Origin of the sequence: Streptomyces griseicoloratus (genome assembly GCF_014534645.1) — a bacterium.
GTDB classification, from domain to species: Bacteria; Actinomycetota; Actinomycetes; order Streptomycetales; family Streptomycetaceae; genus Streptomyces; species Streptomyces griseicoloratus.
Map to the genome: position 1 here is coordinate 148,490 of NZ_JACVQF010000199.1, position 18,923 is coordinate 167,412.

The window sequence follows — 18,923 nt, forward strand, 5'->3', positions numbered from 1 at the left end:
CGGTGTCCGCCTCCCCGTCGCTGTCCCCCGACGAAGCGATCGCCGCCCTCACGGATCCTTCGGCGCCCTACCTCATCGGCGTACGCCACCACGCGCCGTCCCTGGCGGCGGCCGTCCCGGCGTTGCTGGACGAGGCCGCACCGGACGTCGTGCTGGTGGAGCTGCCCGCCGAGATGCAGGAGTGGCTGCCGTGGCTCGGGCACGAGGAGACGCGGGCGCCGGTCGCCCTGGCCGCCGCTCCCGCCGAGGGCGGCGGCGGGCCGGCCTTCTATCCGTTCGCCGACTTCTCCCCCGAGCTCGTCGCCGTACGGTGGGCCGCCCGGAACGGGGTACGGGTCGTGGCCTGCGACCTTCCGCTGGCCGACCGGGCGTGGCAGCACGGCCGCCACGCGACGCCGCCACCGGCACCGGCACCGGCACCGGCACCGGCACCGGCACCGGCGTCCAGTGTGCTCCGCCCGGGCGACGCCCCGCCCCCGTCCGCGGAGTCCGGTCCGGCCTCGGCCGGCGCCGGCACGGGGCCCGGTCGCCCCGGCCTCACCGCGGCTCTCCGCGCCCGGCTCACCGGTCGTGCGGGCGAGGACCTGTGGGACCGGCTCGTCGAGGCCACCGCCCCGGGCTCACCGCCCGAGGCCCTGCGCCGGGCAGCCCTCCTCACCGGGTGGGCGCTGCGCGAGGAGGCCGTCGCCTCCGGCGGGGTCCCCGAGCTGGACCTGCGGCGCGAGCGGTGGATGCGCTCCTGTCTGGCCGACGCCACCGCGAGCGGCGAGCGGGCCGCCGTGGTCGTCGGTGCCTTCCACGCCCCTGCCCTGGCTGCTTCGACCGCCGGGGCACGGCCCGGTGCGGAGCACCCGGCACGGCCGGACGGTCCGGACGGCAGCGTCATGCCGGGCTGGACGACGTCCCTCATCCCGTACACCTACGCGCTTCTGGACGAGCGGTCGGGCTATCCGGCGGGCATCCGGGACCCGGAGTGGCAGCATCTGGTCCTGCGGTCCGCGGGCGACCCCGCCGCGCTGGAGGAGGCGCTGACGGGGGCGGCCGTACGGGTGTGCGCGGAACTGCGGGCCCTCGGCCATCCGTCGGGGCCCGCCGACGCACGCGAGATCACCCGGTTCGCCTCGGACCTGGCGCGGCTGCGTGGGCTTCCCGCCGCGGGCCGGGGAGAACTGGTCGAGGCGGTGCAGACGGTACTCGCCCAGGGCGAGCCGTACGGCAGGGGACGGGCCGTCGCACGGGCGATGGAGAAGGTGCTCGTGGGGACGCGCAGCGGCCGTCCCGCCCCGGGCGCACCGCGCAGCGGCCTCGCCCCGGCCGTCGAGGCGGAGCTGTCGGCGCTGGGGCTGCCGGGGCCGGGCGCCGACGCGCCGGGCGCGGCCCGCGACCTCCGCCTGGACCCGCTGCGGTCCGACCTCGACCGCCGTCGCGAACTGCTGCTGCGCCGGCTGTCGGTGTGCGGTGTGCCGTACGGCGAGAGGAAGGACGTGGCCGGCGCGGGCGGCGCCGAGGCCCTGACGACCCGTTGGGAAGTGCGCTGGACACCCGCGACGGAGGCCATGCTGACCGCCGCAGGCGTCCGCGGGGTCACTCCCGCACAGGCTGCCGAAGGGGTGCTGCGCGAGCGCCGACGGGCGGAGAGGGACGAGGGCGGTCCTACGGCCGCGCAGACGCTGGAGGGACTTCGCCAGGCGGCGGAGTGCGGTCTTCCCGGACTGACGGACGCACGGCTCGCGGAGGCGGCCGAGGTGCTGCCGGCCGCCGCCACACTGCCCGAACTCCTCACCGGTCTCAGTCTGTCGGACCGGTTGCGGGCCGGTCACGTCGCCGGGCTCGGCGCCGATGGGGACCGTACGGCTCGGGCCGCCGCCCTGGCCGAGTCGCTCACCGCCGCCGCGGTGCGCCAGGTGGACGGCCTCATGGGTTCCGAGGACCCGGCCGACGCCCACGCCCTGCTGGAGCTGGCCCACCGGGCCGACGTCCTCGGCGGCATCCGTCTGACCGATGCGCTGGTCCGCCTCGCGCATGACGGTTCACCTCTGATGCGCGGCGCCGCGGGTGCCGTCCGGGTGCTCCTGGGGCACGAGGACCCCCGGGCGCTCGGGGGGCGCGTTGCCTCCTGGGTCGATGCGGCGGCCGACCCCGCCTCCCGGGCCGCGCTCACCGCCCGGCTCACCGGTCTGCTGACGGCCGCGGGCCCGCTGCTGGAGGCGGCCGCACCGGCGCTGGACCCGCTGCTCGACCGCGTGTCCGAGCTGCCCGACCGGGACTTCCTGGACCGGCTCCCGGCGCTGCGCGGAGGCTTCGACACCCTCAGCCCGGCCGCCCGCGACCGTCTCCTCGCCGCCGTAGAGGAACGCCTCGCCACCAGCCATCTCGCCGACACCGGCGGCCTGGACCCCGCCGCCCTCGCCCGGTGGACCCGCGCGGACCTCGCGGCCCGTGCCGCCCTGGGCACGCTCGGGCTGCTGCCGCAGTCCCCCGCGCGAGAGTCCGGCACGCCCGCCCATGAGCCACCACCCACCACCACCGAGGAACGTCGGCTCCCCCCGGAGGATCACCGACTGGCCCCGGCCGACCGCTGGCGGCTCCTGCTCGGTCGCCGTGCCGACCGGCTGCCGCGCTCCGCGTCCGCCGTGGCCACCGCGTTGGACGAGCTGTACGGCAGTGGACGCGGGGAGGGCAGCAGGGGCGACCTGACCGGGCCGGGCGGCCGCGGTGGTGGCCGGGAGGCCCCCTATCCCAGCGTGCGGGAGTGGTCCGAGGAGCTGGCGGTGCTCTTCGGGCCGGGCATCCGCGAGGAGGTCCTGGCGGCCGCCGCCGCGTCCGGCCGGCAGGACGTGCTGGCAGAGCTCGATCCGGACAGTGTGCGTCCCTCCGTCGACCTGCTGCGCACCGTGCTCCGGCACGCCGGAGGGCTCCCCGAGGCACGCCTGGCCGCGCTCCGGCCGCTGGTCCGGCGCCTGGTGGACGCGCTGACCCGGCAACTGGCCACGCGGCTGCGCCCCGCGCTGCACGGCACGGTCCTGCCACGCCCCAGCCGCCGCCCGGGCGGCGGTCTCGACCTGCCCCGTACACTGCGGGCCAACCTCGCGACCGCCCGCCGAGGCCCGGACGGCACCGTGCGGGTCGTCCCCGAGCGCCCCGTCTTCCGCGCCCGGGCCCGGCGCGCCGCCGACTGGCGGCTGGTCCTGGTCACCGACGTGTCGGGGTCCATGGAGGCGTCCACGGTCTGGGCCGCCCTCACCGCCTCGGTACTGGCCGGGGTGCCGACGCTGTCCACGCACTTCCTGGCCTTCTCGACGGAAGTCGTCGACCTCACCGATCACGTCGACGACCCGCTGTCCCTGCTGCTGGAGGTCAGCGTGGGCGGCGGCACCCACATCGCCGCGGGCCTGCGGCACGCCCGCGAACTGGTCACGGTGCCGTCCCGCACGCTCGTCGTGGTCGTCAGCGACTTCGAGGAGGGGTATCCGCTGGGCGGACTGCTCGCCGAGGTCCGTGCCCTGGTCGGGGCCGGCTGCCACGTCCTGGGCTGCGCGAGCCTCGACGACGCGGGTCGGCCCCGTTACTCCACCGGTGTGGCGGGACAGCTCGTCGCCGCCGGCATGCCCGTCGCCGCCCTCAGTCCGCTCGAACTCGCCCGCTGGGTAGGAGAGAAGATCGCATGAACCCGCTCCTTCCGCCGGTCGCCCCCGCGGTGACCGCCGAACTCGTCGCGGCGCTGACGCCCCGCCTGCGCAAGCGGCTGGACGCAGGCGTCGCCAAGGTGGCGGGGCGGCCCACGGTCCGTGAGGGCGATGTGGTGCGCATCGCCCTCGACGACGACACCGTCCTCGAACTGCACGCTCCCGGCGGCGTGGTGACCAGCGCGGAGGCGATCCGCTGCGGCTGCCTGCTCGCCCCCGACTGCCTGCACCGGGCCGCTGCGGCCTCGGCCGCACCGGTCGCAGACCCGGTCACCCACCCGGTCGCCGACCCCATCACAGGCCCGGTCGCCGACCCGATCGCAGGCCCGGTCACCGACCCGATCGCAGAGCCGGTCGCAAACCCGGTCGCCGGTCCGGTCGTCGGTCCGGTGGACACATCAGCCCCATCCACCGGCGCGCCGCAGCCACAGGCCGACCCGCCACAGCCCCGACCCGCACCCGCACCCGCACGACCACTCACCGCTTCCGCCCGCTCGGCGGGAGAATCGCCGGCATCCGCCGCCGAGGGCACCACCGCGCCGACCGCGGAACCGGAAACGGCGACAGCCGCACAACGCACCGCCGCGGCCGCACTGCGCGACGCCGCGGCCGCCGTACTGGAGGCCGGCGCGGAGGGCGCCGGTGCCGTGCTCCAGGCCGAGTTGCTGCGCGCGGCGCACACCGCGCGGCTCGCCGGGCTTCCCCGGGCCGCGGGCCGCGCGGTCGCCGTCGTCACGGCGTTGCGTGCGGCGCGCAGCGCCGATCCGGGGTTCCGGCTGCCCGACCTGGCGGCCGCCCTCCGCGAGGTTCTGCGCATCGCGCACCGCCTCCCGCGCGCGACCGGTCCGGAACTCGCCGCGTTGCGCGGCACCGTACGGCAGTCGTACACCCCGGACGGTTCCCTGCGCCTGTACGGGCTCTTCTCCGAGCCCGTCCTGACGGCGACGGGATACGCGGGTGCCGTCACCTGGACCGCCGACGCCGAGGGCCGGCTCTACACGGTCTCCGACGTCGCCCCGGGTGGCGCGGGCCGGGCCACGGGCGCCGCTGGGCGCAGCGTACGCATCGGGGACACGGCTCTGACGCACCGTGAACTGTCTCGCGCGGGGCTCGCGGTGTCCGGTGCCACCGTCTCCCCCTCGGGACGCCTGGGTGCGGGCGCGGGCGTGCGGGCGGTGCGCGCGTCGGGTGCTTCGTGGCACGCAGAGCCGCTCGACGGGCTCTGGGCCGTCCCGGTGGCCGAGCAGGCCGCCCGCGCCCTGACGACCGATCAGGACCTGCTGTTCCTCGACGTCGTCCTCACCGGCACGGTCCGTGAGTCGGCGGGCGTGTGCCTGGTCGCCGACTGCGGCGGCCTGACGCTCCGTCTCGCCGCGGCACATGACGACCCCGCGCTGCCCCACCGCGACAACCTCGGTCTTCTCGCGTCCGCCACCGGTGCCCGGCTGCGCGTCGTCGCCCGTCTCACCCCGGCCCCCTTCCCCCGCGCCGTGCTCCTGGCCACCAGCCTTCCCGCCGACCCCGAGACCCGTGTCGACCTGGGTCTCGACCGGCTCCTCCGCGCGGACCTTCCCGCCGTGCCGATGCCCTCGGTCCCGGCCGTTCCCGCCCCGGACGAGGCCCCGGTACATGTGCTGCGCCGCCGGGTCCACCAGGCCGCCTCGGGTGGCCGCCGCATGCTGGCCTTCCCCGGGAGCCGCGACGCCGACACCGCCCGCCTGCGCCGGCACGGCCTCGCCACCGCCGGCGAACTCCTCGACGAGCTCCACTCCGCCGCCGCGCACCGCTCGCGGGACCCCTTCGGCAGGCTGCTGCCCGCGGACACCGCCCGCTTCGCCCACGCCTGGCTCGCCGCCGCCGTCTGCACCGAGGAACTCGACCGTGCTCTGTGCGCGGTCGCGTGGGGCGCGACCCTCCCGCTGCCGTCACCGTCACCCGGGTGAGCCGCGGACTCAGGGCTCTCACCAGGCATTTCGAAATTCGTTCGACGACTCCGGCGCCCACAGTCTTGCCAAGGACTCCGACCGCTTCTACAGTCCCCAGCACACCGGCGAGTGGGAGCGCTCCCATCAGTGGGGAGAGGGGAGCGCTCCCGCCGCCGGCGCCTCCCGCGTTCCAGAACCGGCGTACACGACCCGGCTTTTGTCATGTTCCTGATCAACACTGACCCAGGGCAGGAGACCCCATGGCTCGACGCACCAGACTCATCTCCTTAGCGGCGGTACTGGCCACCCTCCTCGGCTCGCTCGGCCTGACCTTCCTCCTCGGGCAGGGCCGGGCGCAGGCGCACGGCGTGGCGATGATGCCCGGCTCGCGGACCTACCTCTGCCAACTGGACGCCATCACCGGTACCGGCGCCCTCGACCCGACGAACCCGGCCTGCCGGGACGCGCTGAACCGGAGCGGTTCGACGGCGCTGTACAACTGGTTCGCCGTGCTCGACTCCAACGCGGGCGGGCGGGGCGCCGGGTACGTGCCGGACGGCACCCTGTGCAGCGCCGGCGACCGGTCGCCGTACGACTTCTCCGCCTACAACGCCGCCCGCGCCGACTGGCCCAGGACGCATCTGACGTCCGGCGCGACGATGAAGGTGCAGTACAGCAACTGGGCCGCTCACCCGGGCGACTTCCGGGTCTATCTGACGAAGCCCGGCTGGGCGCCCACGTCGGAGCTCGGCTGGGACGACCTGGAGCTGATCCAGACCGTCACCAACCCGCCCCAGCAGGGCTCGGCGGGCACCAACGGCGGGCACTACTACTGGGACCTGAAGCTGCCCTCCGGCCGCTCGGGCGACGCGTTGATCTTCATCCAGTGGGTGCGCTCGGACAGCCAGGAGAACTTCTTCTCCTGCTCCGACGTGGTCTTCGACGGGGGCAACGGCGAGGTCACCGGCATCCGCGGCTCGGGCAGCACTCCGACGCCGACGCCCACCCCGACGACGCCGCCCCCGACGCACTCCGGTTCCTGCATGGCCGTCTACTCGGTGGAAAACTCCTGGAACGGCGGGTTCCAGGGCTCGGTCGAGGTGATGAACCACGGGACGGAGCCGCTGAACGGCTGGGCCGTGCAGTGGCGCCCCGGCGCGGGCACCAGGATCGGCGGCGTGTGGAACGGCTCGTTGTCCAGCGGCAGCGACGGCACCGTCACGGTCCGGAACGTCGATCACAACCGGGTCATCGCCCCGGACGGCAGCGTCACCTTCGGGTTCACGGCCACGTCCACGGGCAACGACTTGCCCGCGGGGACGATCGGCTGCGTGGCGCCGTAGCACGCCCGGCAGGAGCGCCGCGCGCACGGGCGCGGCGCTCCCCAACGGCCTCGGCGGTCCCGCACACCTCACACACCGGTTACAAAACGCTCAACCTCTGGTTGCCGCGCGGTGATCGGGCGACGATGGGGGCATGACTCTGGCCCAGCGCGCCCTGGAGCGGCTGCAAGCCTGGCCCGACCTCACCACGGGGCCGGCCAGTTGCGGTACCGGTCGGGCGCTCCGCTCCGCCCACGACGAGATCGTCCACTTCCACTCGGACCGGGACGTGGACCTCCACCTCACCCGCCGGGCCATCCAGCGCTTCCACTACGACCTCGGCGCTTCGACCGCGATCCACCTGGTCCCCGGGTCCCGCTGGGTGACCGTGCACCTCGACTGCGACGCGGACGTCGACCTGCTGCTGAGCCTGGTGAGCATCGCACTGAAGGCCCATCAGACCTGGCCGTCCGCCGAACCGCGGTCGGAATGCAACTTCCACCGCGTCACCGTGCTGCCCCGCAACGGCGCCGGCGAGGTCTGAGACGCACCGGCGGCGGTGCCCCGCACCAGGGCACCGCCGCACCCGCGTCCCGGGCCGGCCGTGCAACGCTCTCGCAACCTTCCCCGTGCTGGCATACGGGCCATGCAGGACTCATACGAGGAGACCCCGAGGGTCGAGCTCACCCCCGCCGCGGCCGAGCTGGTGCGCAGACTCCGCGCGGCGCACGGCCCGCTCATGTTCCACCAGTCCGGCGGGTGCTGCGACGGCAGCGCCCCCATGTGCTACCCGGCGGGCGAGTTCCGCACCGGTGCCGCGGACGTCCTGCTGGCCGAGCTGGGCGTCGAGGGCGTCGCGGAGCCGGTGGGGTTCTGGATGTCGCGCAGCCAGTACGAGGTGTGGAGCCACACCCGGCTGATCGTGGACGTCGTGCCGGGCCGGGGCAGCGGCTTCTCGCTGGAGGCCCCCGAGGGGGTGCGTTTCCTCATCCGTTCTCGCGTCGTCGGCGCATAGCCGGCCGACCCCGGTCGTGCGGCCGGCGACGCCCGGGGTGCCGTCGCGGGACACGGGGGCGCCGCCGTGCCGTCACGGGCTGAGGCTGCCGACGATGTCCGCCGTCGCGCTGAGGCCGCTGTGGATGGTCGGGGCGACGCTCGTGCTGGCCAGGTAGAAGCCGAGCAGCAGGCAGACCAGTGCGTGCGAGAGCTTCAGGCCGCCGTTGCGCAGGAAGATCACCGCCAGGACGAACAGCAGCAGCACCACAGAGATGGAAATGGCCATCGTCAACCTCCTCCGCCACGTCCACTTCGCGGCCTTCGGCCGTAAGTGTGGCGTAGCGGAGGGTTCGTCCGGGGAGCTGACCTGTCCCCCGAACGTGTGGTGTCCGCGGGGGCCCTAGGCGGCCCGGTGGGCGTCCAGGAACTCCTCCAGCCCCGCGAGGTCGTCGGTGTTGAGGTGGTCGGCGCCGGCGGTCAGCAGTTCGCTCCACACCGCGTCCCGGGCGGGCCCGGCCAGGTCGGGGGTGGCCCAGAAGCGCACGCGCTGTCCGCGGGCGTGCGCCGTGCCGACGATGTCGTGCAGCCTGCGCCGCTCGGCGTCGGGGAAGGCTCCGACGCCCTGCCAGGTGAAGACGCGCGTCCAGTTGTCGCTGATCAGCGGGACGAAGGAGGCGGGAGCGGAGGTGCCGAGGTCGGTGAGGCGGCCGTCGTAGAAGGCGCGGCGCTCGGTCTGCGTCTCCATCGGCGCGCGGGCCGCACGGTCGCCGGAGATCACGGCGGTGACCGGGCCGGGGCGCACCTTGCCGTGGGCGTAGGTGGTGAACAGGTGCCGGTAGCGGCGCAGGCGCCGGTCGAGTTCGAGGTAGGTCGACGCGCCCTCGGTCTTGATGTCGACGAGCAGTTGGAGGGGGCGGCGGTGGCTCCGGTACACCCAGCCTCCCTGGGCGCGGACCCGGGCGGCAAGCGGGTCGAGGTACAGGGACTCCAGGGTGCGGGACGGGTCGAGGTCCTCGGGGTCGTGGGCGACGAGGAGCCGGCCGTCGACGAGGTAGATGTCGGCCTCGACGCTGCCGAAGCGGTGGTCGAGGGCGTCGAGGAGGGGGCGGGGGTGCTCGTAGTCGTTGTGGGCGTGGGCGCGCCACAACGGGCGCGGGCGGTGCGTGCGTTCGCCCGCCAGCGCGGAGCCGGCGGGCAGGGCGACCGAGCCCGCGAGGGCGGCGCCGAGGGTGGTGAGGGCTCTGCGACGGGTGGTGAGGGCCATGCTCTGCCTCCCTGGTAGGCCTTACGGGACCCCAGTGAGTATGCGAGCCGTGTGGCGCCAAAGAGCAGTGTCGTGCGGGGAATTGGCCGGAGTGCCGTCACCTGTTCACTTCGTGCGCGCCGGACGCACGGAAAGGCCCGCCCGGGGGTGGGGCGGACGCACGGACAAGCCCGCCCGGCAGTCGGGCGCACGCGCGGAAAGGCCCGCCCGGCAGTCGGGCGGGCCTGTCCGGAAGGACGCGCGTCAGGGAGCCGGCAGCTCCACCAGGCCGGCCAGTGCCGCGCGGTGGGCGCCCGCCGTGCCGTACGCGATGGAGTCGGCCTTCGCCCGCTTCAGGTACAGGTGGACGGGGTGCTCCCAGGTCATGCCGATGCCGCCGTGCAGTTGCAGCGCCTCCTCGGCGGCACGGACGGCGACGGCGGCCGCGTACGCCTGGGCGACGGCGACGGCCACGTCGGCGTCCCGGCCGGTGGCGAGGGCGTCCGAGGCGTTCCGGGCGGCGGCGCGCAGGTGGACGACCTCCAGCCAGAGCTGGGCGAGCCGGTGCTTGAGCGCCTGGAATCCGCCGACGGGCCGGTTGAACTGCTTGCGCTCCTTCAGGTAGCGCACGGTCTCGGTCAGCGACCAGTCGGCGAGCCCGAGTTGCTCCGACGCGAGCAGCCCGGCCCCGGCCCGCAGGGCCCGTCGTACGGCGGTGTCGGCGTCGCCCAGCCGCCGCCCCGGCGCCCCGTCGAGGGCGACCGTCGCGACCGGCCGGGTGAGGTCGAGGGAGGTCTGCGCGGTGACGGTCGCGTCGGCGGCGTCCACGGCGTACAGCCCGCCGTCGTCCGCGGGCACGAGCAGCACGTCGGCGACGGCCGCGTCCGCGATGCCGGTCAGCTCCCCGTGCAGCGCGCCGCCTTCCAGCCGTACGGCGGTGAAGGCGGCGCCCGGGGCGAGGTGCAGTCCGACGCCGAGGGCGCCGATCCGCCGGCCGGACGCCAGCTCGGCGAGCAGGTCGCCGGCGTCGCAGGCCAGCAGCGCCTCCGTGGCGACGACCGCGCTCGTGAGATACGGCACCGGCGCGACCGCCCGGCCGAGTTCCTCCAGCACGACGGCGGCCTCGCGGGGCCCGGCGCCCTGGCCGCCGTACTCCTCGGGGACCAGCAGGCCGGCCAGGCCCATGCCCTCGGTGAGGGACTTCCACAGGGCGCGGTCGTGGGGCGCGTCGGACTCGGTGCGCGCGATCACGCCCGCCGGGTCGCAGTGGTCGGTGAGCAGGTCCCGGACGGCGGCGCGCAGCGCCTCTTCCTCCTCCGAGTACAGCAGGCCGGGCTGTGCGCTCGGGCTCATCGGGATCGTCGTGCTCATCGGGCGAGGTCCTTCCAGGCGACGTCCTTGTCGGTGCGCGGCTCGGCGGGCAGGCCGAGGACGCGCTCGGCGACGATGTTCAGCAGGACCTCGCTGGTCCCGCCCTCGATGCTGTTGCCCTTGGAACGCAGATAGCGGTACCCGGCGTCGCGGCCGGTGAAGTCCACCAGCTCCGGGCGGCGCATGGTCCAGTCGTCGTACAGCAGCCCCTCTTCGCCCCGGAGTTCGACCTCCAGGCCGCTGATCTCCTGGTTGAGGCGGGCGAACGCCAGCTTCATGCCGGCGCCCTCGGGGCCGGGGTGGCCTGCGACGAGCTGCTGGCGCAGCCGCTCGCCGGTCAGCCGGGCGACCTCGGCCTCGACCCACAGCTTGAGCAGTCGCTGGTGCAGGTCATGGGTGCGCAGCTCGGGGCGTTCGCGCCAGGTCTTGGAGACGGGGCCGATCATGCCGCCCTCGCGGGGCAGACGGGCGCCGCCGATGGCGACGCGCTCGTTGTTCAGCGTGGTCTGCGCGACCCGCCAGCCGTCGCCGACCTCGCCGAGGCGGCGCGAGTCGGGGATGCGGACGCCGGTGAGGAACACCTCGTTGAACTCGGCCTCGCCGGTGATCTGCCGCAGCGGCCGGACCTCGACGCCGGGGTCGGTCATGTCGCAGACGAAGTAGGTGATGCCCCGGTGCTTGGGCACGTCCGGGTCCGTGCGGGCGATGAGGATCGCCCAGCGGGCGAGGTGGGCACTGGACGTCCACACCTTCTGCCCGTTGACCACCCAGTCCTCGCCCTCGCGGACGGCCCGGGTGCCGAGCGCGGCCAGGTCGGAGCCGGCGCCGGGCTCGCTGAACAGCTGGCACCAGACCTCCTCGCCCGTCCACAGCGGGCGCAGGAAGCGCCGCTTCTGCTCCTCGGTGCCGTACTGGAGGATCGTCGGCGCGGCCATCCCGAGGCCGATGCCGATGCGGCGCGGGTCGTTGTCGGGGGCGCCCGCGGCGGCCAGTTCGGCGTCCACGACCGGCTGGAGGGACCGGGGGGCGCCGAGTCCGCCGAGGCCCTCCGGGAAGTGCACCCAGGCGAGTCCCGCGTCGAAGCGGGCCCTGAGGAAGTCGAGTCGGTCGGTGTCGGCGGGCGGGTGCGCGGCCAGCAACTCGGCGGTGCGGCGGCGCAGTTCCTCGGTGTCGGTCATGCGGCGGCTCCCTTCTCCAGGACGACGGCCACCCGGCCGGTCGTCACGCCGTCGGCGACCCGCTGCACGGCGCCCGCGGCTCCGTCGAGCGGCACCCGCTCGCTCACCAGTGGCCGGATCGCGCCCCGCGCGGCCAGTTCGGTGAGCTGCTCGTGGCAGTGCCGGACCAGCTTGGGGTTCTTGGTGTTGTACAGGCCCCAGTGCAGGCCGAGGACGGCGTAGTTCTTCACCAGGGCGTGGTTCAGCGCGGGGCTGGGGATCGTGCCGCTGGCGAAGCCGACGACGACGATCCGTCCCTCGAAGGCGACGACCTTCGTCGACTGGGTGTAGGCGGTGCCGCCCACGGGGTCGTAGATCACGTCGGCGCCCCGGCCGCCGGTGGCCTCCTTGACGGCGGCCACGACGTCCTCGCCGCGCCGGTCGATCACGACGTCGCAGCCCAGTTCGCGGGCGACGGCGGCCTTCTCGGCGCCGCCGACGACGCCGATGACGGTGGCGCCCGCGGCCTTGCCGAGCTGCACGGCCGCGCTGCCGACTCCGCCCGCGGCGGCGTGCACGAGCAGGGTCTCGCCGGCCTCCAGCCGCGCCCGGCGGTGCAGGCCGAACCAGCCCGTCTGGTAGCCGATGTGCAGGGCGGCGGCCTCGGCGTCGTCCAGGGCCTCCGGTGCGGGCAGCAGCGCCGCGGCGTCCGCGACGGCGTACTCGGCGAAGCCGCCGTGCGGCAGCACCGGGTTGGCGATCACGCGGCGCCCGTCCTCGGTCTCGCCGCAGACCTCGACGCCCGGTGTGAACGGCAGCGGCGGCCTGACCTGGTACTGACCCCGGCACAGCAGCGCGTCCGGGAAGTTGACGTTGGCGGCCCGGACCTTCAGCAGGACCTGGCCGTCGCCGGGTGCCGGCGGCGCCACGTCTTCGAGGCGCATCACCTCGCTCGGCTCGCCGTTCTCGTGCACCTGCCATGCCTGCATGCGGGGCCTCCACGCGACTGTAGGACCGGACTCCACCGCATACTAAGCGGTCGCTTGCCGATCAGGGAACAGCGCGCGGACAGTCGTACGTCACGACCGGGCCGGCCTCGCCCGTACGTGCATCCGCTCGCCCTGCGGGCCGAACAGGCTGATGAACTCGGCCGGCCCCTCCCCCGTCGACCCGAACCAGTGCGGCACCCGCGTGTCGAACTCGGCGGCCTCCCCCGCGGTCAGCACCACGTCGTGCTCGCCGAGCACCAGCCGGAGCCTGCCGGAGAGGACGTAGAGCCACTCGTAGCCCTCGTGGGTCTGCGGGTCCGGCTCCAGCTTCCGCTTCGGTTCGAGCACCTTGAACGCCTGGAGCCCGCCCGGCTGGCGGGTCAGCGGCCAGTGGGTGCGGCCGTGCCGCACGATCGGCTCGGCCCGCACCCGGGGGTCGCCGACCGGCGGGGCGCCGACCAGCTCGTCCAGCGGCACCTGGTGGGCCTGGGCGATCGGCAGCAGCAGTTCGAGGCTCGGCTTGCGCAGCCCCGACTCCAGCCGCGACAGGGTGCTGACCGAGATGCCGGTCGCCTCCGAGAGCGAGGCGAGGGTCACCTCCCGCTCCTTGCGAAGGCGGCGGAGCCTCGGTCCGACACCCGCGAGAACATCGTCTGCAGTCATGAACTTATTGCAGAACCGGCAAACGCGTTTGTCAATGCGGTGAGGTCCGGGCGACCTTCTTCGTGGAGGTGGTCACCATGACCCGGAACAACGACCTGACCGAGAAGTACGAAGTGATCGTCGTCGGGGGCGGCGCGGCCGGACTGTCCGCCGCGCTCGTCCTGGGCCGGGCGCGGCTGCGGACCCTCGTCGTCGACGCGGGCGAGCCGCGCAACGCGCCGTCGGACCACATGCAGGGGTACCTGACGCGGGACGGCATGCCGCCCGCCGAGTTCCTGGCCCTCGGCCGGGAGGAGATCGCCCGGTACGGCGTCGAGCTCGTCCGGGACCGGGCGGTGGACGTGAGCCGGGGCGAGGACTTCGCGGTGGCGCTGGCCGGCGGGCGGACCGTGCACGCGCGGCGGCTGATCGTCGCCACGGGGCTCAAGGACGAGTTGCCGGAGGTCCCCGGGGTCGCGGAGCGGTTCGGCCGGGATGTGCTGCACTGCCCCTTCTGCCACGGCTGGGAGGTCCGTGACGAGCGCTTCGGCGTCCTCGCCACCAGTCCGCTCAGTGTCCACCAGGCGCTCATGGTGTCCAACTGGTCGGACGACGTGACCCTGTTCCTGCACACGGTCGCCGAGGAGGAACTGACCGACCAGGACCTGCGTCGGCTCGCCGCCGCCGGGGTCAAGGTGGTCCCGGGCGAGGTCGCCGGCCTGCGGGTCGACGACGACCGGCTCACCGGGGTCCGGCTGGCCGACGGTTCCACGCACGAGCGCTCGGTGCTGTTCGTCGCCCCGCGCGCCGTCCCGCAGACCGGCCTGATGGAACGGCTGGGCGCCGAACTGCAGGAGACCCCCTTCGGGGCCTATCCCGTGGTGGACCCGACGGGCCGGACGACCGTCCCCGGCCTGTGGACCGCGGGCAACGCGCTGGGCTTCGCCGAGCAGGTCGTCCACGCGGCGAGCGGCGGCTACCGCGCGGCATCGGCGATCGTGGGCGACCTGATCATGTCGGACCTGGACGCCGGCCTGGAGGAGTAGAGGCACAGGTCCCGCGGCGGCGGGCACGCCCGGGGCCGAAGGCACGCCTGGGCCCGAGGGCACGGACTGCCGGGTCGGCGCGCCGGTGCACGCGGTCGCGTGGGTGCGTGGCCGCCCTGCGCGGGTGTGGGTCCGCCGCGGGCGGTGCACCATGGCTGCATGCTGCTTGCCCGGCTGGCACAGGTGTCCCGTGAGGTCGGCGCCGCCTCGGCGCGGTCCCGGAAGATCGCGCTGCTCGCGGAGCTGTTCCGGGAGGCGGAGCCGGAGGACGTGCCGGTCGTCATCCCGTACCTGGCGGGGCGGTTGCCGCAGGGCCGGATCGGCGTCGGCTGGAAGGTGCTGGGCCGCCGTGTCGCCCCGGCCGCCGAGCCGGCCCTCACCGTGCGCGAGGTGGACGCCCGGCTCACCCGCCTCGGCTCGGTGTCCGGGCCCGGTTCGCAGGCCGAGCGCACGGCGCTGGTCGGGGAGTTGATGGGCGCGGCCACCGAGGACGAGCAGCGCTTCCTGGTCGGGCTGCTCACGGGCGAGGTCCGGCAGGGCGCCCTGGACGCGGTCGCCGTCGAGGGACTGGCCGAGGCGACCGGGGCGCCCCCGGCGGACGTACGCAGAGCGGTGATGCTCGCGGGGTCCCTGCAGACGGTGGCCGGGGCACTGCTCGCCGACGGGCCCGGCGCCCTGGACCGCTTCCGGCTCACCGTCGGCCGCCCGGTGCTGCCGATGCTGGCGCACAGCGCGTCCTCGGTGGCCGAGGCGATCGGCAGGCTGGGCCCGTCGGCGGTGGAGGAGAAGCTGGACGGCATCCGCGTCCAGGTGCACCGCGACGGCGACACCGTACGCGTCCACACCCGCACCCTCGACGACATCACCGACCGCCTGCCGGAGGTCACCTCCGCCGCGCGGGGGCTGCCGGGCGGGCGGTTCATCCTGGACGGCGAGGTCATCTCCTTCGACGCGGACGGCCGCCCCCGCTCCTTCCAGGAGACCGCCGGCCGCGTCGGCTCCCGGGTCGACGTGGCCACGGCGGCGCGGGCGGTCCCCGTCTCCCCCGTGTTCTTCGACGCGCTCCTGGTCGACGGCCGCGACCTGCTCGACCTGCCGCTGACCGAGCGGCACGCGGAGCTGGCCCGGCTGGTCCCGGAGCCGATGCGGGTGCGCCGCGCGCTGGTGTCGGGGCCCGAGGACACCGGGACGGCCGAGGAGTTCCTGGCCAAGACGCTGGAGCGGGGCCACGAGGGCGTCGTCGTCAAGGCCCTCGACGCCGCCTACAGCGCGGGCCGGCGCGGCGCGTCCTGGCTGAAGGTCAAGCCCGTGCACACCCTGGACCTGGTCGTCCTGGCCGCCGAGTGGGGGCACGGCCGCCGCACCGGCAAGCTGTCCAACCTGCACCTGGGCGCCCGCACCGAGGACGGCTCCTTCGCCATGCTCGGCAAGACCTTCAAGGGCATGACCGACGCGATGCTGGCCTGGCAGACCGAGCGCCTCGGGAAGCTGGCCGTCGAGGAGCACGGCTGGGGCGTGACCGTACGCCCCGAACTCGTCGTGGAGATCGCCTACGACGGCCTCCAGCGGTCCACCCGCTACCCGGCCGGCGTCACCCTGCGCTTCGCCCGCGTGGTCCGCTACCGCGAGGACAAGCGCCCGGAGGAGGCGGACACGGTGGAGACGCTGCTCGCCGCCCACCCGGGGGTGGCCCCGTGAGGCGCAGCGCGGGCCTGCTGCTGTTCCGGCCCGCCGGCGACGGCGTCCAGGTGCTCCTCGGCCACATGGGCGGCCCCTTCCACGCCCGGCGCGAGGCCGGCTCCTGGACGATCCCGAAGGGCGAGTACGACCCGGCCGAGTCCGCCTGGGACGCGGCCCGCCGCGAGTTCGAGGAGGAGCTGGGGCTGCCGCCGCCCGACGGCGAGGCCATCCCGCTGGGCGAGGTCCGCCAGGCGGGCGGCAAGACCGTCACGGTGTGGGCGGTCGAGGCCGACCTCGACCCGGCGACGATCGTCCCCGGCACCTTCCGCATGGAGTGGCCGCCGCGGTCGGGGCGGATCGCGGAGTTCCCGGAGCTGGACCGGGTGGCGTGGTTCACGCCGGCCCGGGCGCGCGAGGTGATCGTGAAGGCGCAGGCGGCGTTTCTCGACCGGTTGGCGGAGCACTCGCACTGAGGGGGCCCGTCCGCGTTGCGGCACCCCCCGACGCACGCCAAGGTCGAAACACGAGTCCGCTCCCAGGGAGGCCAGCCATGCCCATCGCGACGGTGAACCCGGCGACCGGCGAGACGCTCCGGACGTACGAGGCCATGGGCGACGAGGAGATCGAGCGCCGGCTCCAGCTCGCCGAGGCGACCTTCCGCACCTACCGGACGACGTCGTTCGAGGAGCGGGCCCGGCTCATGCACCGGGCGGCCGGTCTGCTGGAGGAGGACCGGGAGGAGATCGGCAAGGTCATCACCACGGAGATGGGCAAGCCGGTCAAGCAGGCCCGCGCCGAGGCCGCGAAGTGCGCGAAGGCGATGCGCTGGTACGCCGACCACGCGGCCGGGCTGCTGGCCGACGAGGAGCCCGCCGAGGCCGACGTGAAGGACTCCGGCGCCTCCCGGGCCCTGGTGCGCTACCGGCCGCTCGGCCCGGTGCTCGCGGTGATGCCGTGGAACTTCCCGCTGTGGCAGGTGATCCGGTTCGCCGCGCCCGCGCTGATGGCGGGCAACGTCGGCCTGCTCAAGCACGCCTCGAACGTGCCGCAGACCGCCCTGTACCTGGAGGACCTGTTCCACCGGGCGGGCTTCCCGGAGGGCTGCTTCCAGACGCTGCTGATCGGCTCCGCGGCCGTGGACGACGTCCTGCGCGACGAGCGTGTGCGGGCGGCCACCCTCACCGGCAGCGAGCCGGCCGGCCGCGCGGTGGCCTCCACCGCCGGGGAGATGGTCAAGAAGACGGTGCTGGAGCTGGGCGGCAGCGACCCGTTCGTCGTCATGCCGTCGGCCGACCTCGACCGGGCCGCGCAGGTCGCGGTGAACGCGCGCACGCAGAACACCGGTCAGTCGTGCATCGCCGCCAAGCGGTTCATCGTCCACGCGGACGTGTACGACGCCTTCGTCCAGCGGTTCACCGAGGGCATGAGGGCGCTGAAGGTCGGCGATCCCCTGGACGAGGAGACGGAGGTCGGCCCGCTCTCCAGCGAGCGGGGCCGCGACGACCTGGTGGAGCTGGTCGACGACGCGGTGCGCGGCGGCGCGACCGTGCTGTGCGGGGGCGAGCGGCCCGAGGGTCCTGGCTGGTACTACCCGCCGACCGTGCTGACCGGCATCACCCGGGAGATGCGCATCCACCGGGAGGAGGCGTTCGGCCCGGTGGCCACGGTGTACCGCGCGGACGACCTGGACGAGGCGGTACTGATCGCCAACGACACCGACTTCGGTCTCAGTTCCAACGTCTGGACCCGTGACGACGCCGACGTGGACCGCTTCGTACAGGACCTGGAGGCGGGCAGCGTCTACGTGAACGGGATGACGGCCTCGCACCCGGCCTTCCCGTTCGGCGGGGTCAAGCGGTCGGGCTACGGGCGTGAGCTGTCCGGGCACGGAATCCGCGAGTTCTGCAACATCACCACCGTATGGCACGGGGCGTGAGGCTTCCGCGGCTACGATCCCCTTTTGTGACCCGCGAAGTGACCCTGCCCCTGATCGTCGACGACCGCGGCACCCTGCAGGTGGCCGCGGCCGACGTGAGCAAACTGCTGCGCACGGTGGGCGGACGGTGGCTGCGCCTGGTGGAGACCGGCGAGGAGAGCCTGGACGAGGACACCGTCGCGGCCCTCACCATCGAGCTCGCCAAGCTGGCCGACCGGATCGACGTGGCGTGCATCGCCCACAGCAGCGGTCAGTCCTCCTGACCCACCTCCCGCTCCCACAGCGTGTGCCAGAACATCGCCTCGTAGCTCCGCAGCAGCCGCCCGTAGCGGCGCACGAGGTCCTCGCTCAGCCGCCCGGCGTCCAGAGCCGCCTGCACCGCGGCCGTCGCCGTCCGCTCCAGTGCCGGGTCGGGCTCGGCGAAGAAGTCGAAGAACGCGCAGGCCTCGTCGGTGAAGCCGTAGTGCCGGCGCAGAGCGGCCGCGATCGTCGCGCAGTAGCCGCCCCAGGCCGAGAAGTTGGCGTGCAGGGCGAGCACCACCTCGGACGGTGAGCCGTTCAGCGCGAGCCAGGCGACGTACGCCGGATAGGCCTGGCAGCCCGGCAGCGGCTCGTACGCCACCGTCCGCTGCTCGTTCACGCCGCACGCCGCGGCGAACGCCTCCAGCCGCTGTCCGGCCAGGTTCTCGCCCTCGGCGAGCGCGGTGAACCAGGCGGCGGTCTCCGGCTCTTCGGCGGCGCGGTCCGCCAGGTACAGGAACGACCGGCGGTCGGCGGCGATCACCCACCGCTGCTCCAGCGCGAGCGCCGCGAGCGTGTCCCGGCCGGCCGCGCCGCGCGCCACCAGCGGCACCAGTCGGTTGGCACCGGGATCCGGGGCGAGTTTCCCGGTGGTCGTCTCCAGCAGTTGCCTGGCCGTGCGGGCCATGG

17 protein-coding genes are annotated in these 18,923 nt (G+C 74.7%); 10 read left to right on the forward strand and 7 right to left on the reverse strand.

The genetic code is table 11. The annotated features are described in order from the left end of the window. Positions 1 to 2 precede the first annotated feature (2 nt). The 5 genes from H0H10_RS19740 to H0H10_RS19760 all read left to right on the forward strand — a co-directional run bounded on the left by H0H10_RS19740 (position 3) and on the right by H0H10_RS19760 (position 7,948). Positions 3 to 3,668, forward strand: coding sequence for a vWA domain-containing protein (locus H0H10_RS19740; protein ID WP_373566855.1), 3,666 nt, complete (start codon positions 3 to 5; stop codon positions 3,666 to 3,668). Next, on the forward strand, positions 3,665 to 5,629 hold the full coding sequence (locus tag H0H10_RS19745; protein WP_188182328.1) for an SWIM zinc finger family protein: 1,965 nt from the start codon (positions 3,665 to 3,667) through the stop codon (positions 5,627 to 5,629). The genes H0H10_RS19740 and H0H10_RS19745 overlap by 4 nt, the downstream gene beginning before the upstream one ends. Positions 5,630 to 5,871: 242 nt before the next feature. Next, positions 5,872 to 6,954: a lytic polysaccharide monooxygenase gene (locus H0H10_RS19750; protein ID WP_188182329.1), complete on the forward strand. Its 1,083-nt coding sequence runs from the start codon at positions 5,872 to 5,874 to the stop codon at positions 6,952 to 6,954. A gap of 133 nt (positions 6,955 to 7,087) precedes the next feature. Further along, positions 7,088 to 7,477 (forward strand): luciferase domain-containing protein, encoded by a 390-nt coding sequence (locus H0H10_RS19755; RefSeq protein ID WP_188182330.1) that lies wholly within the window; start codon positions 7,088 to 7,090, stop codon positions 7,475 to 7,477. A gap of 102 nt (positions 7,478 to 7,579) precedes the next feature. Next, positions 7,580 to 7,948, forward strand: coding sequence for a DUF779 domain-containing protein (locus tag H0H10_RS19760; protein WP_188182331.1), 369 nt, complete (start codon positions 7,580 to 7,582; stop codon positions 7,946 to 7,948). 72 nt (positions 7,949 to 8,020) lie between these two features. Here the strand turns inward: H0H10_RS19760 and H0H10_RS19765 are convergent, their stop codons facing one another. The 6 genes from H0H10_RS19765 to H0H10_RS19790 all read right to left on the reverse strand — a co-directional run bounded on the left by H0H10_RS19765 (position 8,021) and on the right by H0H10_RS19790 (position 13,352). Further along, positions 8,021 to 8,215, reverse strand: a complete 195-nt coding sequence (locus tag H0H10_RS19765) for a hypothetical protein (protein ID WP_188182332.1) — start codon at positions 8,213 to 8,215, stop codon at positions 8,021 to 8,023. Between the two features lie 114 nt (positions 8,216 to 8,329). After that, the gene (locus tag H0H10_RS19770; RefSeq protein WP_188182333.1) at positions 8,330 to 9,193 is read right to left on the reverse strand and encodes a phosphatidylinositol-specific phospholipase C/glycerophosphodiester phosphodiesterase family protein; all 864 of its coding nucleotides are present in this window, start codon (positions 9,191 to 9,193) and stop codon (positions 8,330 to 8,332) included. A gap of 243 nt (positions 9,194 to 9,436) precedes the next feature. Beyond that, complete coding sequence (locus tag H0H10_RS19775) at positions 9,437 to 10,543, reverse strand: acyl-CoA dehydrogenase family protein (protein ID WP_223180125.1); 1,107 nt, start codon at positions 10,541 to 10,543, stop codon at positions 9,437 to 9,439. Next, positions 10,540 to 11,721: an acyl-CoA dehydrogenase family protein gene (locus H0H10_RS19780; protein WP_188182334.1), complete on the reverse strand. Its 1,182-nt coding sequence runs from the start codon at positions 11,719 to 11,721 to the stop codon at positions 10,540 to 10,542. The genes H0H10_RS19775 and H0H10_RS19780 overlap by 4 nt, the downstream gene beginning before the upstream one ends. After that, positions 11,718 to 12,689 carry an NADPH:quinone oxidoreductase family protein gene (locus tag H0H10_RS19785; protein WP_188182335.1) on the reverse strand — a complete coding sequence of 324 codons (972 nt, stop codon included), beginning with the start codon at positions 12,687 to 12,689 and terminating at the stop codon, positions 11,718 to 11,720. Before H0H10_RS19785 ends, H0H10_RS19780 begins: the two co-directional genes overlap by 4 nt. Before the next feature lie 90 nt (positions 12,690 to 12,779). Further along, positions 12,780 to 13,352, reverse strand: coding sequence for a helix-turn-helix domain-containing protein (locus tag H0H10_RS19790; RefSeq protein ID WP_188182336.1), 573 nt, complete (start codon positions 13,350 to 13,352; stop codon positions 12,780 to 12,782). 77 nt (positions 13,353 to 13,429) lie between these two features. Here H0H10_RS19790 and H0H10_RS19795 point away from each other — a divergent pair, with 77 nt between their 5' ends. The 5 genes from H0H10_RS19795 to H0H10_RS19815 all read left to right on the forward strand — a co-directional run bounded on the left by H0H10_RS19795 (position 13,430) and on the right by H0H10_RS19815 (position 18,256). After that, complete coding sequence (locus H0H10_RS19795; protein WP_188182337.1) at positions 13,430 to 14,377, forward strand: NAD(P)/FAD-dependent oxidoreductase; 948 nt, start codon at positions 13,430 to 13,432, stop codon at positions 14,375 to 14,377. A gap of 159 nt (positions 14,378 to 14,536) precedes the next feature. Continuing rightward, positions 14,537 to 16,075, forward strand: a complete 1,539-nt coding sequence (locus tag H0H10_RS19800) for an ATP-dependent DNA ligase (protein WP_188182338.1) — start codon at positions 14,537 to 14,539, stop codon at positions 16,073 to 16,075. Further along, a complete protein-coding gene (locus tag H0H10_RS19805; RefSeq protein WP_188182339.1) occupies positions 16,072 to 16,530 on the forward strand; it encodes an NUDIX hydrolase in 459 nt (152 codons plus the stop codon). The genes H0H10_RS19800 and H0H10_RS19805 overlap by 4 nt, the downstream gene beginning before the upstream one ends. 77 nt (positions 16,531 to 16,607) lie before the next feature. Continuing rightward, positions 16,608 to 17,993: an NADP-dependent succinic semialdehyde dehydrogenase gene (locus H0H10_RS19810; protein WP_188182340.1), complete on the forward strand. Its 1,386-nt coding sequence runs from the start codon at positions 16,608 to 16,610 to the stop codon at positions 17,991 to 17,993. Positions 17,994 to 18,019: 26 nt separating this feature from the next. Continuing rightward, a complete protein-coding gene (locus H0H10_RS19815; RefSeq protein ID WP_188182341.1) occupies positions 18,020 to 18,256 on the forward strand; it encodes a DUF6213 family protein in 237 nt (78 codons plus the stop codon). On the opposite strand, the gene H0H10_RS19820 is transcribed toward H0H10_RS19815, so the two are convergent. After that, positions 18,244 to 18,921 carry a thiaminase II/PqqC family protein gene (locus H0H10_RS19820; protein ID WP_188182342.1) on the reverse strand — a complete coding sequence of 226 codons (678 nt, stop codon included), beginning with the start codon at positions 18,919 to 18,921 and terminating at the stop codon, positions 18,244 to 18,246. The two genes, H0H10_RS19815 and H0H10_RS19820, sit on opposite strands and share 13 nt — an antisense overlap. Positions 18,922 to 18,923 lie beyond the last annotated feature (2 nt).